The organism is Curvibacter sp. CHRR-16 (genome assembly GCF_018474005.1).
In the GTDB taxonomy this organism is placed as follows: Bacteria; Pseudomonadota; Gammaproteobacteria; order Burkholderiales; family Burkholderiaceae_C; genus Allorhodoferax.
In genome coordinates this window covers 333,618-355,360 of the sequence record NZ_JAHCSH010000002.1, presented here as the reverse complement: position 1 = coordinate 355,360, position 21,743 = coordinate 333,618, and the positions used below count along the sequence as shown (strand labels likewise).

14 protein-coding genes and 1 CRISPR repeat array are annotated in these 21,743 nt (G+C 58.8%); of the genes, 7 read left to right on the top strand and 7 right to left on the bottom strand.

Features of this window, described 5'->3' with window-relative positions; all coding sequences use genetic code 11:
- The first annotated feature begins 4 nt into the window (after positions 1-4).
- The 5 genes from KIK84_RS05215 to ubiA are packed head-to-tail and all read left to right on the top strand — an operon-like array spanning position 5 to position 7,417.
- Positions 5-2,191 carry a hybrid sensor histidine kinase/response regulator gene (locus KIK84_RS05215; RefSeq protein ID WP_214121961.1) on the top strand — a complete coding sequence of 729 codons (2,187 nt, stop codon included), beginning with the start codon at positions 5-7 and terminating at the stop codon, positions 2,189-2,191.
- A 30-nt stretch (positions 2,192-2,221) separates the two neighbouring features.
- Positions 2,222-4,396: an ATP-dependent DNA helicase RecG gene (gene recG / locus KIK84_RS05210; protein ID WP_214121960.1), complete on the top strand. Its 2,175-nt coding sequence runs from the start codon at positions 2,222-2,224 to the stop codon at positions 4,394-4,396.
- 41 nt (positions 4,397-4,437) lie between these two features.
- Positions 4,438-5,559, top strand: coding sequence for a hypothetical protein (locus KIK84_RS05205; protein WP_214121959.1), 1,122 nt, complete (start codon positions 4,438-4,440; stop codon positions 5,557-5,559).
- A gap of 20 nt (positions 5,560-5,579) precedes the next feature.
- A complete protein-coding gene (locus tag KIK84_RS05200) occupies positions 5,580-6,533 on the top strand; it encodes a hydrogen peroxide-inducible genes activator (protein WP_214121958.1) in 954 nt (317 codons plus the stop codon).
- A gap of 29 nt (positions 6,534-6,562) precedes the next feature.
- Positions 6,563-7,417 carry a 4-hydroxybenzoate octaprenyltransferase gene (gene ubiA, locus KIK84_RS05195; protein WP_214122318.1) on the top strand — a complete coding sequence of 285 codons (855 nt, stop codon included), beginning with the start codon at positions 6,563-6,565 and terminating at the stop codon, positions 7,415-7,417.
- A gap of 57 nt (positions 7,418-7,474) precedes the next feature.
- On the opposite strand, the gene KIK84_RS05190 is transcribed toward ubiA, so the two are convergent.
- The 4 genes from KIK84_RS05190 to cas9 all read right to left on the bottom strand — a co-directional run bounded on the left by KIK84_RS05190 (position 7,475) and on the right by cas9 (position 13,058).
- Entirely contained in the window at positions 7,475-7,636 is a 162-nt protein-coding gene (locus KIK84_RS05190) for a hypothetical protein (protein ID WP_214121957.1), read from the bottom strand.
- Between the two features lie 18 nt (positions 7,637-7,654).
- Positions 7,655-8,614: a CRISPR direct-repeat array (repeat unit 36 nt; unit sequence GTTCCGGCCAGAGCGCATATCCCAATCATCTAGACT).
- Positions 8,615-8,685: 71 nt separating this feature from the next.
- Positions 8,686-9,012: a CRISPR-associated endonuclease Cas2 gene (cas2, locus tag KIK84_RS05185; RefSeq protein WP_214121956.1), complete on the bottom strand. Its 327-nt coding sequence runs from the start codon at positions 9,010-9,012 to the stop codon at positions 8,686-8,688.
- Positions 9,013-9,024: 12 nt separating this feature from the next.
- Positions 9,025-9,954 carry a type II CRISPR-associated endonuclease Cas1 gene (cas1, locus tag KIK84_RS05180; protein ID WP_214121954.1) on the bottom strand — a complete coding sequence of 310 codons (930 nt, stop codon included), beginning with the start codon at positions 9,952-9,954 and terminating at the stop codon, positions 9,025-9,027.
- A 5-nt stretch (positions 9,955-9,959) separates the two neighbouring features.
- Complete coding sequence (cas9, locus tag KIK84_RS05175; protein WP_214121953.1) at positions 9,960-13,058, bottom strand: type II CRISPR RNA-guided endonuclease Cas9; 3,099 nt, start codon at positions 13,056-13,058, stop codon at positions 9,960-9,962.
- 617 nt (positions 13,059-13,675) lie between these two features.
- Here cas9 and KIK84_RS05170 point away from each other — a divergent pair.
- A complete protein-coding gene (locus KIK84_RS05170; RefSeq protein WP_250207760.1) occupies positions 13,676-15,238 on the top strand; it encodes a methyl-accepting chemotaxis protein in 1,563 nt (520 codons plus the stop codon).
- Here the strand turns inward: KIK84_RS05170 and KIK84_RS05165 are convergent.
- The 3 genes from KIK84_RS05165 to KIK84_RS05155 are packed head-to-tail and all read right to left on the bottom strand — an operon-like array spanning position 15,150 to position 21,003.
- Positions 15,150-16,622 carry an efflux transporter outer membrane subunit gene (locus tag KIK84_RS05165; protein ID WP_214121951.1) on the bottom strand — a complete coding sequence of 491 codons (1,473 nt, stop codon included), beginning with the start codon at positions 16,620-16,622 and terminating at the stop codon, positions 15,150-15,152. The two genes, KIK84_RS05170 and KIK84_RS05165, sit on opposite strands and share 89 nt — an antisense overlap.
- Entirely contained in the window at positions 16,615-19,770 is a 3,156-nt protein-coding gene (locus KIK84_RS05160) for an efflux RND transporter permease subunit (RefSeq protein WP_214121950.1), read from the bottom strand. The genes KIK84_RS05165 and KIK84_RS05160 overlap by 8 nt, the downstream gene beginning before the upstream one ends.
- Before the next feature lie 21 nt (positions 19,771-19,791).
- Positions 19,792-21,003 carry an efflux RND transporter periplasmic adaptor subunit gene (locus KIK84_RS05155; protein WP_214121949.1) on the bottom strand — a complete coding sequence of 404 codons (1,212 nt, stop codon included), beginning with the start codon at positions 21,001-21,003 and terminating at the stop codon, positions 19,792-19,794.
- Between the two features lie 123 nt (positions 21,004-21,126).
- Between KIK84_RS05155 and KIK84_RS05150 the strand changes: the two genes are divergently transcribed.
- Complete coding sequence (locus tag KIK84_RS05150; RefSeq protein ID WP_214121948.1) at positions 21,127-21,741, top strand: TetR family transcriptional regulator; 615 nt, start codon at positions 21,127-21,129, stop codon at positions 21,739-21,741.
- Positions 21,742-21,743: the final 2 nt, after the last annotated feature.

The following is a 21,743-nucleotide window of genomic DNA, read 5'->3' as shown; positions in this document are numbered from 1 at the left end:
GGGCATGCAGGCTACGCAGCATTCGCGCACGACAACCGACACGACCCCGATAGTTGTTCCACGCTGGGCCGCCACTTGGCACTGGTTTGTCGAGGTATTGGGCCTGCGCAATGGGCATTTGGTCGGTTTGTGGTGGCTATCCATGGCTTGCATTTGGGGGGTTATGGGCTATGAGACGGTGCGTTACCGCCAAGGGGTGGTGGAGCAAGCCCAGCGCGATTTGCAAGACCAAGCCCAACTGTTTGCTGAATTTTCATTGTCTTCCATTCGCCGCCTCAATGAGCTAGCGCTGGATTTGGGCAGCCAGTGGGAGGGGGATGATCGCCGCTTTGCACAAGAGGTCATACGGCGGCAAGAAAGCCTCAGCGATTTGGCTTTCCAAATCAGCATCGTAGGCGCAGATGGTTTGCTGCTCTTTAGCAATCTGGCTAAGGCCAGCGAGCGGGTGGATTTGAGCGAGCGCGAACACTTTCGCGTGCACCAACGCGCACCGCATCAAGACCAGTTGTTCATCAGCAAGCCCGTCAAAGGCAAGGTGTCGGGACGTTGGTCCATCCAGTTCACCCGCCCCTTGTTTCGGGGAGGCGTTTTTTCAGGGGTGATTGTCATCTCGGTCAGTCCCGAGGTGTTTGCACGCTTTGGCGCTCGCATCAACGAAGGCACCCAATCGGTGGTGCTGGTCACGCGCTTGGATGGCAGTGTGTTGGCCTTGAGTCCTGCAGACGATCAAGTCTACGGACAAGCCTTGCAAGGTTTGCCTTACAGCCAATCCTCCGCCACGCAGTTGGGTAACTTCTCCAATGCCGCATGGTTGGGGGCGGTGAATCGGATGTATGCGTTTCAAACCCTGCCGTTCTATGGTTTGGGTTTCGTTGTCGGCATGCCTTTGGCCGATATCCATGCCAGTGCTGACCAGTATTGGCGCAATGCACTGGTGCTGGCCATCGCGGTGTCCTTGGCGTTTACGCTGCTGTTGGTAGGGTTGAACCGCACCATCATGTCCCTGCAGCGCACGCGCCAACAACTGCAGCAGGCCAAAGAAAAAGCCGAAGCTGCCAGCCAAGCCAAGAGTGAGTTTTTGGCCAATGTGAGCCACGAAATCCGTACCCCCATGAACGGCATACTGGGTATGACCGATTTGGTGTTGGAAGGGGATTTGTTGGCCTCCCAGCGTGAACAGTTGCTGCTTGCACGCCAATCGGCAGGGGTCTTGCTGGCATTGCTCAATGACATATTGGATTTTTCCAAAATGGAAGCCGGGCAGTTGGGCGTGGAGTCGGTCGATTTTTCCCCCCGTGCAGTGGCCCAGCAGGTCATGGACAGCCTGCGCTGCAAAGTGCAAGACAAACCCGTGCAGTTGCTCTTGCAATGCAGTCCTGATATGCCCACCTGTGTGCGCAGCGACCCTGTGCGTTTGGCGCAGATACTGACCAACTTGGTAGACAACGCCATCAAATTCACCCCCCAAGGGCAGGTGGAGTTGCGCTTGCATACCTGTTCAACCTTAGACGGTGGCTTGGAGCTGCACGGCAGCGTGCGCGACACCGGCATTGGCATTGCCCCCGAGAAGCAGCAATTGGTATTTGAAGCCTTTCGCCAAGCCGATACCTCCACCACCCGGTTGTTTGGTGGTACGGGGTTGGGGTTGAGTATTTGCAGCCGCTTGGTGCAGTTGCTGGGGGGCAGCATGCATTTGCACAGCACGCCGGGGCAGGGGAGTACCTTTGGGTTTATGGTGCGTGTGCAACCCAGTTCGGCCCAGCCAGCGGCGCAGGTTTGCAGCACTGCTCCCACAGCCTCTCCCTGCGCCAATGGCGCATGGGTGCTGCTGGCTGAAGACCACCCGGTGAACCAGAAACTGGCCCAAATCCTGTTGCAGCGCTGGGGCTACCAAGTGCTCACGGCCCACAACGGGCAAGAAGCGGTAGATTCCTTTTTGCAACGCCCATGGGCCGTGGTGCTGATGGACATGCAAATGCCCGTGATGTCGGGCATGGAGGCGACCCGCCGCATCCGTGCGCTGGAGCAAAGCCACGGCATGGCACGTGTGCCCATAGTGGCCGTCACGGCCAATGCCCACGACGTAGACCGCCAAGCCTGCTTGGATGTGGGCATGGACCACTTTGTCAGCAAACCTTTGCACGCGCCCAGCCTGCAGGCTTTGCTGCAGGAGATAGCGCGCAAGCCTTAGCGGGGGTCAGTCCTGCTCCACAATCGGCCCATGCCGCGCAAAAAGTCTTCAGCCACAGACACTGCTACTGATCCCAGTCTTTCTGCCAGCCCCCAGGCCGCCGAGCCCACGGTGCTGGAGCAGGCGCTGGCCAAGCTGGGCTTGACGCGCGACATCGACCTGGCGCTGCACCTGCCGCTGCGCTACGAGGACGAAACCCGCATCGTGCGCCTGCGCGATGTGCGCGATGGCGACCACGCCCAGATTGAGGCCGTGGTCACGCACCAAGAGGTGACATTCAAGCCCCGGCGCCAGCTCATCGTCACGGTGGACGATGGTTCAGCCACCTGCACACTGCGCTTTTTCAGCTTTTACGGCTCGCAGCTCAAGGCCATGGCCGTGGGGCGCAAGTTGCGCATACGCGGCGAGGTGCGTGGCGGCTTCTTTGGCAAAACCATGCTGCACCCGCACTGCAAAGCAGCGGGGGGCGATTTGCCCACCGCCCTCACACCCATCTACCCCACGGTGGCGCAGCTCACCCAGCCCGTGCTGCGCAAGGCCGTGCAAGCGGGGCTGGCGCGGGCCGACCTGAGCGATACCTTCGCCCCCGGCGACTTGGACGAGCTGTGGCACGGCACGGGCTCGCACCCGCTGTGGACGCTGCGCGATGCGCTCTACTTTTTGCACCACCCCACGCCCGACACCGCGCTGGCCACGCTGGAAGACCACAGCCACCCGGCGTGGCAGCGCCTCAAAGCCGAGGAGCTGCTGGCCCAGCAAATCAGCCAACTACAACACCGCCGCGAGCGTGCCCACCTGCGTGCCCCCGTGCTGCAGGAGCCGCCAGACGAGGGAGCCGGCACCTTGCACGCCCGCCTGCTGGCCGCCTTGCCCTTTGGGCTGACCAATGCCCAGCAGCGTGTGGTGCGCGAGATAGCCGCTGACATGGCGCGCCACGTGCCCATGCACCGCTTGCTGCAGGGCGATGTGGGGGCGGGCAAGACCGTGGTGGCCGCGCTGGCCGCTGCTGTGTGCATAGACGCTGGTTGGCAGTGCGCGCTGATGGCCCCCACCGAGATACTGGCCGAGCAGCACTTTCGCAAGCTGCTGGCGTGGCTGGAGCCGCTGGGCATAGGCACCGCGTGGCTGACTGGCAGCCAAAAGCCCAAAGAGCGCCGCGCCATGCTCGAGCGCATAGAGAGTGGCCAGGCGCAGCTGGTGGTGGGCACGCACGCCATCATTCAGGACAAGGTGCGCTTTCACAATTTGGCGCTGGCCATCATCGACGAGCAGCACCGCTTTGGCGTGGCCCAGCGCTTGGCCCTGCGCAACAAGCTGCACCTGGAGGGCGAGAACGCCACCAAACTGGAGCCGCATTTGCTCATGATGACGGCCACCCCCATACCGCGCACGCTGGCCATGAGCTACTACGCCGACCTAGACGTCTCCACGCTGGACGAACTGCCACCCGGTCGCACCCCGGTGGTGACCAAGGTGTTCCACGAGTCGCGTCGGATGGACGTGATCGAGCGCATCCGCGCCCAAGTGCAAGAGGGGCGGCAGGTGTACTGGGTGTGCCCGCTCATTGAAGAGAGTGAAGCGCTGGACTTGAGCAATGCCACCCACACCCATGCCGATTTGGTGGACGCCTTGCAAGGCTGCACCATGCCGGGTGGCGAGCCAGCGCTGGTAGGGCTGCTGCATTCGCGCATGCCTGTGCCGGAGAAAAAGGCCGTGATGCAGGCGTTTATCGACGGGCGCATGGCGCTGTTGGTGAGTACAACCGTGATTGAAGTGGGTGTGGACGTGCCCAATGCCTCGCTCATGGTGATTGAGAACGCCCAGCGCTTTGGCCTGAGCCAGTTGCACCAACTGCGTGGGCGGGTGGGGCGCGGGGCGGTGGCCTCGGTGTGTGTGTTGCTGTACTCCACGGGCGATGCGGCGCGCTTGAGCGACACGGCGCGTGAGCGCCTCAAGGCCATGGTGGAGACCAATGACGGCTTTGAAATCGCCCGGCGCGATTTGGAGATACGCGGGCCGGGCGAGTTCATGGGGGCGCGGCAAAGCGGTGAGGCCATGCTGCGCTTTGCCGATTTGGCGCAGGACGACGAGATACTGCAATGGGCGCGCCGCGAGGCACCCAAATTGCTTGACCGCTACCCGCACCTAGCGAGCAAGCATGTACAGCGCTGGCTTGGTGGTAAGGTCGAGTACCTCAAGGCTTGATACGCGATACAGAAAGGGTAGTGGCTGCAATGGAATGGTGGATGTGGGCTTGTCTGGTGGGTTTGCCGCTGGCGGGCTGGTTCATATATTTGGAAAAAAGGGTTGACCGTTGGACTACCCGCATCCTCAAGGTGCCGGGCGGTGCCCGTTTTGAGAGCCACGGCTGGACGGTCGAAATTCTGCGCGCGCAGCGCCAAATCCACATCAACGCCAGCCAAGCCGAATTGATCCAGCGCCAAGGCGACGACGCGCCCCAAATCACCCAAGGGCCAGTGCAAATCACGCTCGATGCAGCGGGCCTGCGCATCGTCACCGCGCCCGAAGTGCAACAGTCCGAGAACGACGCCGAACCCAAACCCACAGGCAAGTGGTCGGTGCGCTTTGTGGCCAAAGCGTGGGAGCCACCGGCAGACTTGGCCCCCGTGGTGCAACCCGAAATGCCCGCAGCACCCGCCACCCCCAGCAGTCCGGGTGCCACTGCCGACACGCCGTTTCAGTTTGAACCGCTGGAGCCCCAGGTCTTTAGCACCGAAGCCCCCGTGCCAGAGGACGAAGCGAACGCCTTGGCTGGCCCCACTCCTACGACTGAAGTGCTGCTGACTGGCTTAGCCCCTTTGGTGGTGCGTGGTTTTGCGCCCTTTGCCACCCAAGTGGGGCTGTGGATTGAGCGCATGGAGCGCATCCTGATCCACGAAGAAGCCAAGCGCCGCAAGGAAGAGAGCGATCGCTTGGCCGCTGTGGCCGAGGCTGCTGCCAAAGCAGCCGAAAAAGCGGCGCTCACGCAGATCAAAGACCCCAAAGAGCGCATCCATGAGCAGCTCAACCATTGGCGGCAAGAGGCGGGCTTTACGGGCACCACCAGCGCCTATGGGGCCAACCGCCAAGGCTTTGTGGACTGGTTCATTGACTTAGACCCCACGGGAAAAATCACCTTGGTCAATGGTGACCATGTCATCCACACCACCTTGCGTGGGGCCAGTGTGTCATCGCTGACGGGGGAGTTGGAAGTGGCGGTACTGGCTCAGGACGCCAATTTGCAGTCGGAACCGAAAAAATTCCGCGTACTCAAGGGCGAATCGCCCGAAGTGCGCCGGGCGTGGAAAGACCGCTTGCTCATGCTGCGCGATGATTTGAACCGCAACGACCCTGCCTATAAACGTTAATCATCTGACGCTGCTCCACGATGACCCTGACTGAACTCAAATACATCGTCGCCTTGGCCCGCGAGCGCCACTTTGGCCGCGCCGCCGATGCCTGCTTTGTGTCCCAACCCACGCTGTCGGTGGCGGTTAAAAAGCTGGAGGAAGAGCTGGACATCAAACTCTTTGAGCGCAGCGCCAACGAAATCACCGTCACCCCGCTGGGCGAGGAAGTGGTGCGCCAAGCCCAAGTGGTGCTGGAGCAGGCGGCAGGCATCAAAGACATTGCCCGCCGCGGCAAAGACCCGCTGGCCGGGCCGCTCAAGCTGGGCGTCATCTACACCATCGCCCCGTATTTGCTGCCTGCGCTGGTGCGCCACCTCATTGCCCACGTGCCGCAAATGCCGCTCATGCTGCAGGAGAACTTCACCGTCAAGCTGCTGGAGCTGCTGCGCAATGGCGAGATCGACTGCGCCATCTTGGCCGAGCCGTTTCCCGACACGGGCCTGGCCACCGCCGAGCTGTACGACGAACCGTTTTACGCTGCCTTGCCCACCAGCCACCCGCTGGCCCAGCAAGACAGCATCACGCCCCAGCAGCTCAAGGCCGAAACCATGCTGTTGCTGGGCAACGGCCACTGCTTTCGTGACCATGTGCTGGAGGTGTGCCCCGAGTTCGCGCGCTTTTCCAGCGACGCCGATGGCATTCGCAAGAGCTTTGAAGGCTCGTCGCTGGAGACCATCAAGTACATGGTGGCCGCTGGCATGGGCGTGACCCTGGTGCCACGCCTGAGTGTGCCCGCCAATGCCGCCATGGCCGAGCACGAAGGCGGCTTGGTGCGCTACGTGCCCGTGGTAGACCCTGCCAACGGCGATGCCCCCACGCGCCGCGTGGTGCTGGCGTGGCGGCGCAGCTTCACCCGCTACGAGGCCATTGCCGCCCTGCGCAACGCCATCTACGCCTGTGACCTGCCCGGTGTGCAGCGTTTGCACGCTTAGGCTGTTTTTTGTTGATTTCTTTGTTTGCCATGCGCTCCAAACTGGCTTTGTACTTGGACTTGATCCGCTGGAACCGCCCCGCAGGCTGGTTGCTCTTGTTGTGGCCCACGCTGGCCGCTTTGTTTTTGGCAGCCGGCGGCTTTCCCGGTTGGCATTTGCTGCTGGTGTTCACGGCGGGCACCATCCTCATGCGCAGCGCAGGCTGCGCCGTCAACGACGTGGCCGACCGCGACTTTGACAAGCACGTCAAACGCACCGCCCAGCGCCCCGTTACCAGTGGCCGTTTGGGTGTGAAGGAAGCGCTGTGGGTGGCCTTGGTGCTGGTGTTGGTGGCGTTTGCGCTGGTGCTCACCACCAACACCGCCACCGTGCTGTGGTCGTTTGCCGCGCTGGTGCTGGCGCTGGTCTACCCCTTTGCCAAGCGTTTTGTGTCCATGCCCCAAGCCGTGCTGGGGGTGGCCTTTAGCTTTGGCATCCCCATGGCCTACGCCGCTGTGCTGGGCCACGTGCCTGCACAAGCCTGGCTACTGCTGCTGGCCAACCTGTTTTGGGTGCTGGCCTACGACACCGAATACGCCATGGTGGACCGCGACGACGACTTGCACATTGGCATCAAAACCTCGGCCATCACCTTGGGGCGTTTTGATGTGCTGGGCGTGCTGGCTTTTTATGTGGCCTACGGCCTGTTGTGGGGGCTGGCCATCGCCCCGCAGGTGCAGCGCCCGTGGGTGCTGGTGCTGGGTGGGGCAGTGGCTGCCGCCCAAGTGGTTTGGCATGGCCTGCTGATCCGCCACCGCAGCCGTGATGGCTGCTTCAAGGCCTTCCGCCTGAACCACTGGCTGGGCCTGACGGTGGCCCTGACCACTGTGCTGGCAGTGTGGTGATTGCTATCAATTTGATAGCTACTCCAGCAATAGGGACGCGCTGTACAGCCCGTTTTATTATTTTTCTTGGTGATTCGTGTCGCTGTCGTCTGGTGTGTGGATGTAGGCGCGGTAGATGGCAAAAGCTCCCCAAACCAAGATGAACGGTAGGAAGCACATTGCTATCCCCATGAGTGTGAGCAAAACGGCGGCACCGGAAAACAGAATCTCTGAAAGCATTGGACCATTCTAGGTATCGCTTACGCCAGAGCGCATATCCCAATCATCTAGACTAGCAGGCGAAATATCTATCAGTCGGTCTGTGTTCCGGCCAGAGCGCATATCCCAATCATCTAGACTGCGACTTTCGAGCACTGCCAGCATAGCCAAGTTCCGGCCAGAGCGCATATCCCAATCATCTAGACTGCTTCCAAACGAATCGAACTATTCGCGTACGTTCCGGCCAGAGCGCATATCCCAATCATCTAGACTTGCCTGACCCAGCAGTCGCAATCGAAGCCAGTTCCGGCCAGAGCGCATATCCCAATCATCTAGACTCGATCCGCATCACGCCAGTGCTGCATGGCGGTTCCGGCCAGAGCGCATATCCCAATCATCTAGACTACTGCATGTGGCCACAGTGCGGGCACGGCAGTTCCGGCCAGAGCGCATATCCCAATCATCTAGACTTGTGAAGGCGGGCAATGTCGTTGCAGCAATGTTCCGGCCAGAGCGCATATCCCAATCATCTAGACTTGTGAAGGCGGGCAATGTCGTTGCAGCAATGTTCCGGCCAGAGCGCATATCCCAATCATCTAGACTAGCCGAACCAACGTGCACCGACTAGACCGCGTTCCGGCCAGAGCGCATATCCCAATCATCTAGACTTGCGCCATTATTCGTATCCAGCCATTATCCGTTCCGGCCAGAGCGCATATCCCAATCATCTAGACTGGTTGGCCAACACGCTGTAGCGGCTGCGCTGTTCCGGCCAGAGCGCATATCCCAATCATCTAGACTATGCTCCAGCGCATATAGCTTGGCTTGCAGGTTCCGGCCAGAGCGCATATCCCAATCATCTAGACTTCTGCGCAAAAGCGACACAACGATCTACCTGTTCCGGCCAGAGCGCATATCCCAATCATCTAGACTCGACAAGTCGGAAACTTTGAGAAGGAAGTAGTTCCGGCCAGAGCGCATATCCCAATCATCTAGACTCTAGATACGGTAACCCCTTGATTCGTCAAGGGGTTTATCGTTTTTGGCGCTGGAAAAATCGCAGGCATAGGTTAAAAAAGGTCGAACTGATCGGGCGTTTTATTGGCGGGTAGTTTTGCTTTTCCGTGGAAGCTGACAATGCGTTCGTACTGCTTGTCAGTGAATTGCAGGATATTCACTTTACCCCCTTCGGGCAAGGCTGCTTCTACGCGTTTGCAGTAGGTATCCACTTGCGCTGCACTGGTGCAAAAGCGCATATATACGCTGAACTGGCTCATCTCAAAGCCCATGTCTAACAGTGTGTTGCGAAACTCAGTGGCAGCCTTGCGTTCGGCCTTTTCCACCACAGGCAGGTCAAACATCACCACCATCCACATGAGTCTGTATCCAGAAAGCATGGGTGCACGCCACTATTCATCTTGCAGTGCGTTGATGAGTGCCAACGGCAGACCCGGGAGCGGTAAATCGAGTTTTTCTCTTTCACCTAAATACACCTGTGCAAGTGATACGGCCAGCTTCTGTGTGCACACCATCACAGGCGTGGCCCCTGCCTCGGTTTGCATGTCGTCGTACAGGGTGCGAACCAAGGCGCGTTTGGTTTCGGGGGTTACTTCGCCTTCGCCATTGCGGCGCAGATGCCAAACCTTCAAGTCGATGATGGGGCGGAACGGCTCCATCACATCGTCTACCAAGCGCATGGCGTTGTTGTCGTTGCTGTGGTGCAGGCCAATGCTGGGGTGTAGGCCAGCGGCGATCACAGCCCGTGCTGTGGCGGCGCGCAGTACGGTGTAGCCGTAGTTCAGCAGACCATTGAGCCCGCCGCCATTTTGATCACGCCGGAAAGCGTCACCAAACAGCAGCTTCCAGTAGCGTTGAGCGCCTTGTGCCTCCACGTTTTCTGGATCACCACTTTTGACCTTGGATACCAACGCAGTGAGCGGTGCGGTGGGGGAGCCTGCGGCTTCTAGTGCAGCGGCCTGTTGCTCCAGCTTGCTGCGCACCACAGCCGCCCAGAGGCGTTTGTGAGTGGGTTGGCTGGCGGCTATCTGGGCTTCTATGCGTTTGGCTTGCTCAAAGTTGCCGTCAATCGGCAGCAACATGCCCACTGCGTTGTGGTTGGCCGCGCACAGCACAAAGGGCGCTCCGCGCTCGGCCAGCGCCACCAGCAGGTTGTTGGTGTAGCTCAGGCCGTGTGCATTGGCGATGACGGCAGCAATGTCATCCAGCGGCACTTGGCCCAACTCTTTGCGCTCGCCTTCAGTGTCTTGCACCACCATAAAGCCGCGGTGCATGAACAGATGCCGACGATCATCGGCCACTTCTACGATGCGACCGATCATGCTGCTTACCCCTTGAATCCGGGGTCGTGGAGTTCGCCGATGGGGGAGATGGTGACTCGGCGGGCGCTCACTTTTTGGAATACCCCAGCAGTTTTTACGGTGTATGTATACGGGTCATTTTTATCGCGTGCCCGTGCATCGGTATTCGCTTCGTGAACGGCTGCGAGTGCAATTTGTGTGTTTGACTTAATCCACGCCACTCGTCCAGTTAGCAGTTGATCATCGTTGTTGAGTCGTACGGTGTCACCAATCATTAGTCGCATCACCAGTGGTTTCCCGCTCACACTCAATTTGGGATGCCGCAGCCGAGCCAGCCCATGTGTGCGTACCAGTTGGTAGGCCTCGAAGGTGGAAATCACTTCGCCTTCCCACTTGCCCTTGTCATTGCGCACGATTTCGATGCAGTAGTTGCTGTCGCCCTTGTAGCCCTTGTAGGGGCGCGGTTCGCCCGTGGGCAGTACGCCGTGGCGAGCTACGGCTTTGGCGCTGCTGAATTCAATGACTTTGAGGTTGTCTTCTATGCGCTCACGCTTGCCATCCACCACCTTGTGCACGCTCACACGACCATTGCCTAGCAGGCCGTAGGCGGTGTCGTTGTGCATGGCACCTTCATGGCCGTGGTCGGGTTTGTGGCTGACCCAGATGTTTTGTATGGCTCGTTGCACATGGGCGCGATAGTTATCCAGGTTTTCGCCCCACGGGGGAGGCATGTTTTCCACCAATCGATTTAGCTGCTGCTCCCGTGCGCTGGCGCTGGCTTGTGCAAAGCGTTGCAGCAGACCTTGGTCGGTTACGCCAATCACACAGGCATCCACCGCGTGGTGGCGGTGGTCGTTGCGATTCTTCTCCCCTTGCAAACTCAGCACATCGTTCAAACCAAACTTGGCACGCAGCATGGCTGTCATGCGCCCCGGTATGACGCGGGTGTTTTGCGGGCAGATCAGGCTTAGGTATTCGCGGGCGACTTTGCTCAGGTGGCGGGTGTCGTTGAGTGCACGGGCTAGAAAGCCCGCATCGTCTTGGAGCCAACGTGCATAGCCATCTTCACCAAAGCGGTAGCGCTTGGCCTTGGGCATTTGTTCGGCGCGCTCCAGCATGGCGGCATAGCTCCAGCCTTGCGCTTCAAAGTCATCCCGCGCCTGCCATGGCGTGCGGTTTCCCTTGATGCGGTTGGCTTGGCGCAGCGAAACAGTTTTGTTGTTCAGGCTGTCATCCAGTGTTTCAGAGAAGGGCAGGATGTGTTCTATCTCGACCTGCTCGCTCAGCAGCATGGCCGCACTGATTTGCACGCCCGAGTAGGGGCAGCGGCGGTCGGCCACGTTGTCGCTCAACTCTTCCCACAGAATCATTTTTTGAATATCAGCAGCCCGTACGCGCTCGGGGCTGATGTTCAATACGCCTGCAATGTCGGCGCGCAACCGGGCGTTGCGTCGCTGGTTCTCGGCCTGGCGTTTATTCTCTTCATCACGCTGCTCCTTGCTTTGCTTGAGGTCGCGTGCCAATTCCACAATCACTTCGCTGGGGTGGCCGTAGCGTTTGATAAGGGCGTTCACAACCAAGCGCACTTGGTTGAGGCCAATATGTACCGTGGGGTTGGCGATCTTGCCGTAGCGCTTTTCATCAGGGTCTTCGGGCTTGCCGGTGCCAAAGCCTACGTGGCGCTGCAGCGGAATGCCGTAATACGGCAGCTCGGGCAGTATTTCGCCAGTGGCTGCCGGGCTTATGTTGCTGTGGTGTTCAAACCCCGCTGCCACCACAGCTTTGTCGTACGTCACCACATCGCGCCGTAGCTCGGGCAGTATGCGCGCCAGCGCCTTGCTACTCAGGCTGCCGTAGCCTTCGGGCAGTCCCACATTGGCAATTGCATCGGCGCGGCGTTCGTCAATGCCTGTTTCTGCTTGCAGCCACTGCACCAGCTTGGCTTCGTTCTCTTCGGTGACCAGTTGCAGCACGATGGCGTCTTGCTTGGTTTCATCAAAGGCAAGCCATGTTTTGCCAAAGTATTCGTCCTTGGACAAGATCGCGCTGGTGGTGTTGCCCTTGAGTTCTTGCCGTTTGGGGTCTTCAAAGTTGAACTGCACTGCGCCACCAATGCCTAGCAGTTTTTTGATTTGCGTGAAGCTGCGTTTGCTATTGGCTTCCAGCGCGGCTACCAAGGCATCGCGTTGCTGTAGCGTGAGGGCTTCTTCCTTCAAGCCTTCGCGCAAGATGCGCAAGTTGTTCACCTCTTGGTAGATGCGAAAGCGCTGTACGCTAGGCAGAGCCAGTGGGGCGCGTTCTTCGTCGGGCAGCAAGGTGCAGCGCCCGGGCTTGACGGGTTTGAGCGGGCGCTGGTGCAGCAGGCAGTCTTTAAGCTGGTCGCGTGCCGTGGGGTTGAACTGGGTGGGGTTGAGCGACGATTGTTTCGCCCACAGTGCATCGAACTCAGCCTCGATCATGGCGCGGTCGATGTAGAGGTCGTAGCTCTTGTCGATTTTGGATTTGCCGTCGTCTTTGACGATGCGCTGCTCGCGGTAGCGGGCGCGCACCGTGCGCTGGGTGGGCGGTAGGGCGGTGTTGGTCAAACGGCGGTACAGCAGTTCGCCCACCGTGCGTGCCTTGCCATCGTGGCCTTGCGGGTGGAGTTGGGAGCGCAAGCCCAAGATAGCCTGCTTCAGCGCACCGCTGTCGTTGTCCTTCTTGTCCGTCTTGCGGTTGCTCTTGAAGCCGCGTCGCTGGTTGATGTGGAAAAGGGCGCGGGCAAATTCGGCGGGCGTCAGCGCTTCATCCAAGCCCTTGGCTCGCAGCTCGTAGGGGTCAAGAGTGACCAAGGCTTTGCGCTCAGCTTCATTGGCTGGGAAAAAACCGTGGTCAATCAGCGTCTTTTCCATGCGCGCTTTGCGCTTGAGCAATCGGTCGCGCCTGCGGCGCATGGCACGCGCTTCGCGCCGGGTTACGGCAAGGGATGAGCCATCTTTCGGGTTGCGTCCATCGGCAAAGATTCTCACGCCGGCTTTGATGATGGCGACTGGCGCAGGTGGTGTTTCGTGGTTGAGCCGAATCATGGCCCAGCCTAGTGATGTTGTTCCCAAATCGAGCGCAAGCCTGTAGCGCATGTTCGCCATATTCTTCTCCCTGCTGCTCATCTTTGAGCTTTCTGTTCATTTATAAGACAATTGGCCCGGCTCAATTCATAACGAGTTGAGCCGGGCCAAGTTTCTTCTGATCATGTGTTTAATCACATATGCATCCTCCTCTTGGCCCAGATAGCCAAGTTATCCCCTCGCAGGGTGGGTTGGCGAACGAGGCGGCGAGTTGTTGGTAGCAACCGTCGCCTTTCTTTTTGTGTAGTGCATTATGCATAAATCTGCGTTTTATGCAATTTGTGGTTCGTGAGGGATATAATCGCAAGAATGAAAGCCAATCTTGAATTGCTCATGACTGTGGTTCGTGGTTCCGGCCAGAGTGCATTTCCGAATCCTTCGCTGCTGTGTATGATCACAGCCACTAAATGATTGGGATGCGCTCTGGACGCTAACAAGCTGAAAGATGCACCAAATGGAAAGGCCGCTATATGCGGCCTTTCGTCTTTTGTGCGTTTGTTTTCGGTTTGCAATCAGCTGTTAGCAGTAGCGTTTTCTCTAGCAGTTGTTTACAACTTCAATACCTACGTTGCGGCCTTTGCTGTTACGTTGGCCTCTATTGCATTGCCATTGAGGTAGTGCGGGTACAGGAGGGAGCGATGCGGCTACGCGATCAGGTGGTGGGGCTTGGTGTGGTGGGGGCTGTATTGGCCGCTTTGGTGGGTGGTGTGGGCTTGCTGGGGGCGGGGCAACTGGGTCTGCTGATGGACAAAGCCATAGGTGCGGCCAAGGCGCTGCAGAGCAGCCAAGACGCGGACATGATGCATGACGCCATACGCGGCGATGTGTTGCTAGCCTTGACGGCGGCGCACACCAGCAATGTCCAGCAGGCCAAAGAGGCGAAGAGTGATTTGCTTGAGCATGGCAAAAACTTTCGGGAGCGCATGCAAGAAGTGCGCAATGCACAGCTCACGCCCGAGCTGCAAAAGCGCGTGGAGCAGGTGCTACCGCTGGTTGATGGCTATATCCGTTTGGCTGAGCAGGTGGTGGACAAAGCCCAGTCGGATGCAGATGCGGCTTACGAGGGCTTGTCTGCTTTTCAGCAGTCGTTCAGTGAGCTAGAGACACAAATGGCTCAGATTGGTGAGGATGTGTCGTCTGTGTGGGAGGTGCAAGCTGAGCTGGCCGACAGCAGCCTCACGCGTACGCGCTGGTTGGTGGGGCTGGCTTTGCTCATGGGCGCTGTCACCATGGTGGCGGTGGCGCTGTGGTTGGCGCGGGTGACGCAGCAGCCTATGAGTCAGGCTGAAAAGCTGGCTGATGCCTTGGCCGATGGCAATTTGACCGTGCAGGTACAGCCTATGGGTAATGACGATACGCGGCATTTGCTACTGGCCATGGGGCGGGCGCAGAGTGCATTTCACTCTATGGTGGAACGGGTTAAGCACAACGCTGATACTTTGGCCACCGTCAGCAGTGAGATTGCTGAGGGGAACCAGAACTTGTCCGCCCGTACCGAGAACCAAGCCAGTGCGCTGGAGGAGACGTCCGCTTCTTTGCACGAATTGGCCAGCACGGTGCGACAAAACGCCGATTCGGCGCAAGAGGCCAATACCTTGGCACAAACCGCCTCGCAAGTGGCGCAGCGCGGTGGTGTGGTGGTTGCTGATGTGGTGAGCACCATGCGTGGCATCAACGAATCGAGCAGCAAGATTGGCGACATCATTGCCGTGATCGACAGCATTGCCTTTCAGACCAATATTCTGGCCCTCAATGCGGCGGTAGAGGCTGCCCGTGCGGGCGAGCAAGGCCGCGGCTTTGCCGTGGTGGCCAGTGAGGTGCGGGCTTTGGCTGGCCGCAGTGCATCGGCGGCCAAGGAGATCAGTGCGTTGATTACGGCTAGTGTTCAGCAGGTGGAGCGGGGAGGCAAGCAGGTGGAAGAGGCGCGTGCCACCATGGCTGAGGTGGTGCAGTCCATTAACCAGGTGGCGCGCATTGTGGAGACTATCAGCGACGCCTCCAGCGCGCAAAGCGCTGGGGTGTCGCAAGTGAGTGAGGCTGTGGGTCAGATGGATCAAGTGACCCAACACAATGCCGCGTTGGTGGAAGAAGTGGCCGCCTCGGCGGCCAGCCTCAGGGCGCAGGCGCAGGACTTGGTGCAGTCTGTGTCGGTGTTTCGCTTGTCTGAGTCCAACCACCTCCCAGCACCTTATACAGCGTGACCAAGTTTTGTTGCTGCTGGGCCAGCACCTGAATGGTCGATTGCTGGGCTGCAAACAGCGAACGCTGGGCGTCCAGCATTTCAAAGGAGCTGGCTGTTCCGTTGTCAAATCGCAGTTTGGTCAGCTGCAGGGTACTCTGCAAGGCTTGCAGCTGGGCGTTTTGAGCGCGTAGCTGATCGGCCAGTGTGGCGCGGCCAGCCAGTGCGTCGGCCACTTCTTTGAAGCCGGTTTGGATGGCTTTTTCGTACTGGGCAATGGCAATGTCGCGGTTGACCTTGGCCACCTCCAGATTGGCCTTGTTGCGGCCCGCGTTGAAGATGGGTTGCAGCAACTGGCCAGTGAATGACCAAACCGAGGTGCCGTCGCTAAAGAGCTTGTCTAAATCCCCGCTGGCTACCCCTGCGCTGGCAGTGAGCGTGATGTTGGGGAAGAAGGCGGCACGGGCAGCACCGATGTTGGCGTTGTTGGCCAGCAGGGTTTGCTCGGCTTGGCGCACATCGGGGCGGCGGGTCAGCAGTTCAGAGGGCACGCCCGCAGGCAAATCGGCGACCAACCCTTGTTGGCTCAGCGGCAAGCCAGCAGGCAAGTCGGTGGGCAGAGGTTGGCCTAGCAGCAGGGCCAAGCTGCTTTCGTCTTGGGCGCGCTGGCGTTCTAGCTGGGCCAAGGAAACTTTGGCGGCTTCTAGCAGCGATTGGGCTTGGCTCAGATCCAATTTGGAGGCTGACTCGTTGTCGTATTTGAGCTGTGTTAGGCGCAACGACTCTTGGCGCGATTGCAGTGTCTCGCGCGTCAGTTGCAGTTGCTCTTGGTCAGACAGCAGGCTCAGGTAGGTGGTGGCTACCGAGGCGACCAAACTCATTTGCACGGTCTTGCGGGCTTCTTCAGTGCTCAGTAGCTGGGCCTGGGCCACTTGGCTGAGTGCACGCACGCGACCGAAGAAGTCCAGTTCGTACGACGTGATGTTCAGGCCAGCGGTGTAGCTGCTGGTGACCGTGGTGTAGTTGCTGCTGGCAGAGGGGCCACGGGTTCCTGAAAGGCTGGCATTGACAGTGGGCAACTGATCGGCGCGGGCCACTTGCAATTTGGCACGCATCTGCTCGATGTTGAGGGCGGCCACGCGCAGGTCGCGGTTATTGGCCAAGGCGATCTCAATCAGGCGTTTGAGGCGTGCGTCTTGAAAGAAGCTTTGCCATTCAATATCGGCCACGGCCTTGGTGTTGGCATTGGTGGCGGCGCTGCTGTCAAAGCGCTCGGCCACTGGTGCGGCTGGGCGCTGGTAGCTGGGGATCAAGCTGCATCCAGCCATGAGCATGGTGGTGCCCAGTGCCAAAACCACGGCGCGCGGACGCAGTGCTGCCGGGGGGGTGAGGAAAGATTTATTCATGGGATTCCACTCCGGTTTGGTGGGAGTGCTCCAAGTCAAATTGCTGCTGACGTTTGCTGCCTTTGAAGATGCTGCGAACGAGGACGTAGAACAGGGGGACGAAGAACACGGCCAGCACGGTGCCGGCAACAGTGCCCCCAATCACGCCGGTGCCGATGGCGCGCTGGCTGGCAGAACCTGCACCCGTGGCGATAGCCAAGGGCACCACACCCAGCATGAAGGCCAGTGAGGTCATGACGATGGGGCGGAAGCGCAGGTGTGCCGCGCTCAGGGCCGCTTGGATGGCTGTTTTGCCCTGCGCTTGCAGGTCTTTGGCGAACTCGATAATCAAAATCGCATTCTTGGCTGACAAGCCGATGATGGTGATGAGGCCCACTTGGAAGTAGACATCGTTGGCGTAGCTGCGCAGCAGCGTTGCCAGAACCACACCGAATACGCCCAATGGCACGACCAAAATCACGGCCAGCGGCACGCTCCAGCTTTCATAGAGCGCTGCCAAACACAGGAACACGGCCAAGATAGCAAAGCCGTACACCACCATGGCTTGGTTGCCAGCGATTTTTTCTTCGCGGGATAGGGCCGTCCACTCAAAGCCAAAGCCTGTGGGCAATTGGCTGGCTAGGCGTTCCATTTCGGCCATGGCATCGCCTGTGCTGTAGCCTGGTGCAGCGCTGCCGCCAATGCGCATAGCGGGGTAGCCGTTGTAGCGCACGGTTTGCATGGGGCCCTTGATCCAGCGGGTGCTGGCAAAGGCCGACAGGGGAACGGCTTTGCCACTGCTGTTGATGGCGTTGAGCTTGAGGATGTCTTCGGGCTGCATGCGCGCTGGAGAATCGGCCTGCACCACCACGCGCTGCATACGACCAGCGTTGATGAAGTCGTTCACGTAGCTGGAACCCAGCGCGGTGGATATGGTGCTGTTGATCGAGGCAAAGCCTACGCCCAGTGCGCTGGCCTTGTCGCGGTCGACGTCGATTTGCAGTTGCGGTGCATCTTCCAAACCGTCAGGGCGCACTTGGGTGAGGATTTTGCTCTTGGATGCCATGCCCAGAAGCTGGTTGCGGGCGGCCAGCAGTGCATCGTGGCCTTGGTTGCTGCGGTCTTGCAGACGGAAGGTAAAGCCCGATGCGTTGCCCAACTCGGGAATGGGGGGAGGGCTCAAGGGGAAGATGAAGGCATCGCGAATGCCCATGAGTGCCCCAAAAGCCCGGCCTGCTAGCGCTTGGGCTGAGTGTTGTTCACCAGCGCGTTCCTTCCAGTCTTTGAGCGACACAAAGCCTAGCGCGGCGTTTTGACCTTGGCCCGAGAAGCTAAAGCCCAGCACGCCCACAATGCTTTCTACTTCTGGTTGCTTGAGGAAGAATTGCTCCACTTGCTCCACCACTTTGGTGGTGCGTTCCATGGTGGCACCGGGGGGCAGTTGTATGTTGACGAACACATTGCCTTGGTCTTCGGCGGGCAAGAACGAGGTTGGCAGGCGCAAATAAATCACACCCACAGCAGCGATGATGGCTGCATAGACCACCACATAGCGCCATGCTTTGCCCAGGAGGCGCTGTACCCAGCCTTCATAAGATTTGGCGGTGCGACTAAAGCCGCGGTTGAACCAGCCAAAGAAACCTGTCTTGGCGTGTGCATGCCCTGCTTCTACTGGTTTGAGCAGCGTGGCGCACAAAGCGGGGGTTAGTGTCAGTGCCATGAGGGCAGACAAGGCAATGGCGGACACCATCACGGCGGAGAACTGGCGGTAAATATTGCCCACAGAACCCGCAAAGAAAGCCAACGGCACAAATACGGCAATCAGCACCAAGGTCACGCCCACAATCGCACCAGAGATTTGGTGCATTGCTTTTTGGGTTGCTTTGAGCGGTGACAGACCTTCTTCGCTCATGATGCGTTCGACGTTTTCGACCACCACGATGGCGTCATCCACGACGATACCGATGACCAGCACCATGCCAAACATGGTGAGCACGTTGATGGACATGCCCATGCTGTACAGCACACCAAAAGTACCTAGCAAGGTAATGGGAACCACCACCGATGGGATGATGGTGTAGCGCCAGTTTTGCAGGAACAGGAACATCACCAAGAACACCAGCACCACTGCTTCAAGCAGGGTTTGTGCCACTTGGGTGATGGAGATTTTTACGAAACGCGATGTGTCGTAGGGAATGCTCCACTGCATGCCACTGGGGAAGTAAGCGTGCAGTTGTGTCATGCGGTCACGCACTGCTTGCGCTGCAGCCATGGCATTGCCGCTGGTGGAGAGTTGCAAACCAATGCCAATGGCTGGTTTGCCATTGACGCGGGCTGCGGTGGCATAGGCTTGTGCGCCCAGCTCGATGCGGGCTACGTCTTTAAGTCGTACGCTGCTGCCATCGGTATTGGCGCGCAAGACGATGTTGCCAAACTCGCGGGTGTTAGCGAGCTGCCCTTTGACAACGACGGTGGCTGCGATGTTTTGCCCGGTGATGTTGGGACGATCACCGATGGCACCTGCGGAAACTTGGGCGTTTTGCGCGGAAATGGCACTGTTTACATCGGTTGCAGTCAGGTTGTAAGAGGCCAGCTTGGCGGGATCGAGCCAAATGCGCATGGCGCGCTCAGTACCAAACAACTGCGCTTGACCAATCCCCGCTACGCGCTGGAGTTCGGGCACGATGTTGCGGGAGGCATAGTCACCCAAGGCGATGGTGTCGGTGTTGGGGTCGGTGGACGACAACATGACGAACTGCAGAAAGTTGGAACGCGATTTGTCAACGCGCACCCCTTGCTGGGACACCGCACTGGGCAGCCGAGGGGTGGCGCGGGCCAAGCGGTTTTGCACATCCACTTGGGCCAAATCAGGGTTGGTGCCAGTTTCAAAAGTCAGTGTGATGCTGCCAGAACCATCGGCTTGTGCGACCGATTCCATGTAGATCAAACCGGGCGAACCGTTCATTTCGCGCTCAATCACCGACAGAACGCTGTCTTCCAGCGTTTGTGCCGACGCGCCAGGGTAGCTGGTGTTGATCGTAATAGACGGCGGGGCAACGGGTGGATATTGCGAAATGGGTAGCTTGGTGATGGACACCGCGCCCAGCACCAAAATGAAGAGAGCGATCACCCATGCAAAGATGGGGCGTTGGATAAAGAACTGCGACATAGGTCTGCGCCTTGTGTGTGCTTATTTGCTGGCAGGTGCGCCAGTGGCTGGAGCGGCGTTAGCGGGTGCGCTACCTGTCCATGGAACGGGTTTCACGGGGGCGCCGGGCACCATCATTTTTTGGAAACCATCGACGATCACTTGGTCGCCCGTTTTGAGGCCATCCAAGATGACCCATTGGCCGTCTTGCGAGTTACCCACTTTCACGGGGCGAGGTCCGGGTTTACCGCCTTCGCCTATCACCATAACCGTGTCACCTTGGTTGCTGCGGGTCACCGCTTGCTGGGGCAGCAAGATGCCCGATGGCAATTCCGCTTGCGACAAGCGCACTCTCACGTATTGACCTGGCAACAGCAAACCATCGCTATTGGGCACTTCGGCACGCAGGGTGATTTGGCCGCTGGTGGCATCGACGCTCAGGTCGCTGAACAACAGTTTGCCGGGTTTGGGAAGCTCCGTGCCGTCTTCTAGCACTATGCGTACAGCCACCGAACCATCACTGGCAGCACGTAGCTGCTTGGAGGCAATCGCTTTGCGCAAGCGCAGCACTTCGGTGCTGCTTTGGGTGAAATTGACGTAAACCGAAGAGATCTGTTGGATAGTGGCCAGTTGGGTAGCCTCAGAGGCGCTGACCAGTGCGCCTTCAGTCACTTGGGATTGACCTATACGGCCAGAGATGGGCGCTGTGACGCTGGCGTATGCAAGGTTGATGCGTGCGGTTTCTATAGCGGCTTTGGCGGCCGCAACATCGGCCTCGGCTTGGCGCTGCGTCGTTTGCAGCGTGGTGAAGTCTTGTTTGCTAATTGCATTGGCTTCTACCAAGGCTTTGTTGCGCTCTAGCTGGGCATTGGCTTGGGCCAAAGTGGCCGAGCTTTTAGCCAAGGTGGCTTGGGCACTTTCCAGTGCGGCGCGGTAGGGTGCATCGTCGATTTGGTAGAGCAATTGGCCAGCTTGCACTTCGCTGCCTTCGCGGAACAAGCGCTTGAGCACCACTCCATTGGCACGGGCGCGTACTTGCGCAACCCGCAGGGCGCTAACGCGACCCGGTAGTTCGGTTTGCAATGCCACCGATTGCGGAGCAACGGTGATTACGCCTACTTCTGCTGGGGGCATGCCCCCCATGGCACCTCCTGGTGCATCGGTTTTTGCGCCACAGGCAGCTAAAGCCAAAACGGCGGGGATGCTCAGCAGTGCAAGGTGTCGTGGGTGCAGTATTTGATGTGACGTAGGCATATATGTCCTTAAAGGGGAGGCGACGCAACCATAAAGGTGGAAAATGGCAAACAGTTTACATACATGCTTGAATGTATGCTTGAGCAATTGTTAAATAACCCTTTCGGCCACTAAGGGAGAAACATGGCACGGAAAACCAAGGAAGAAGCGCAGGCTACGCGAGAACTGATTTTGGACACTGCGGAGACCGTGTTTTTGGCGCACGGCGTGTCGCGCACATCATTGCAGGCAATTGCCCAATCAGCGGGTGTTACACGGGGCGCTATTTACTGGCACTTTAAGAATAAAAGTGATTTGTTTCAGGCCATGGTGGATCGGGTTACCAAGCCGTTCTTTGCATCTTGGGATGCACACAGTACCAACAGTGCTGTGCAACCACTTGAGCGGCTGCGGACTAATTTGCGTATGGGCTTGAGTTTGGTGGCCCAAAATGAGCGAGGACGACGCGTCTTTGCCATTGTTTCGTTCAAGCTGGAGTACGTGGACGAAATGCAAGGGATTTATCTGCAGTACCAGCGCGATAGGGTGCGTTTTATGCAAGAGATGCAGTTCTTGCTCGACTTGGCGCAGGAGCAAGGGCAATTGCGCCCGCAGGTGAGTGTGCGGGCAGCGGTGGTTGGGTTGGATGCTTTGATGGCAGGCCTTTTGCGCAACTGGTTGCTTGACCCGTCTGTATTCGATATTGAAGGCGATGGTATGGCGACCGTTGACATGTTTTTGTCTGGGATCGCTCAGTAGAC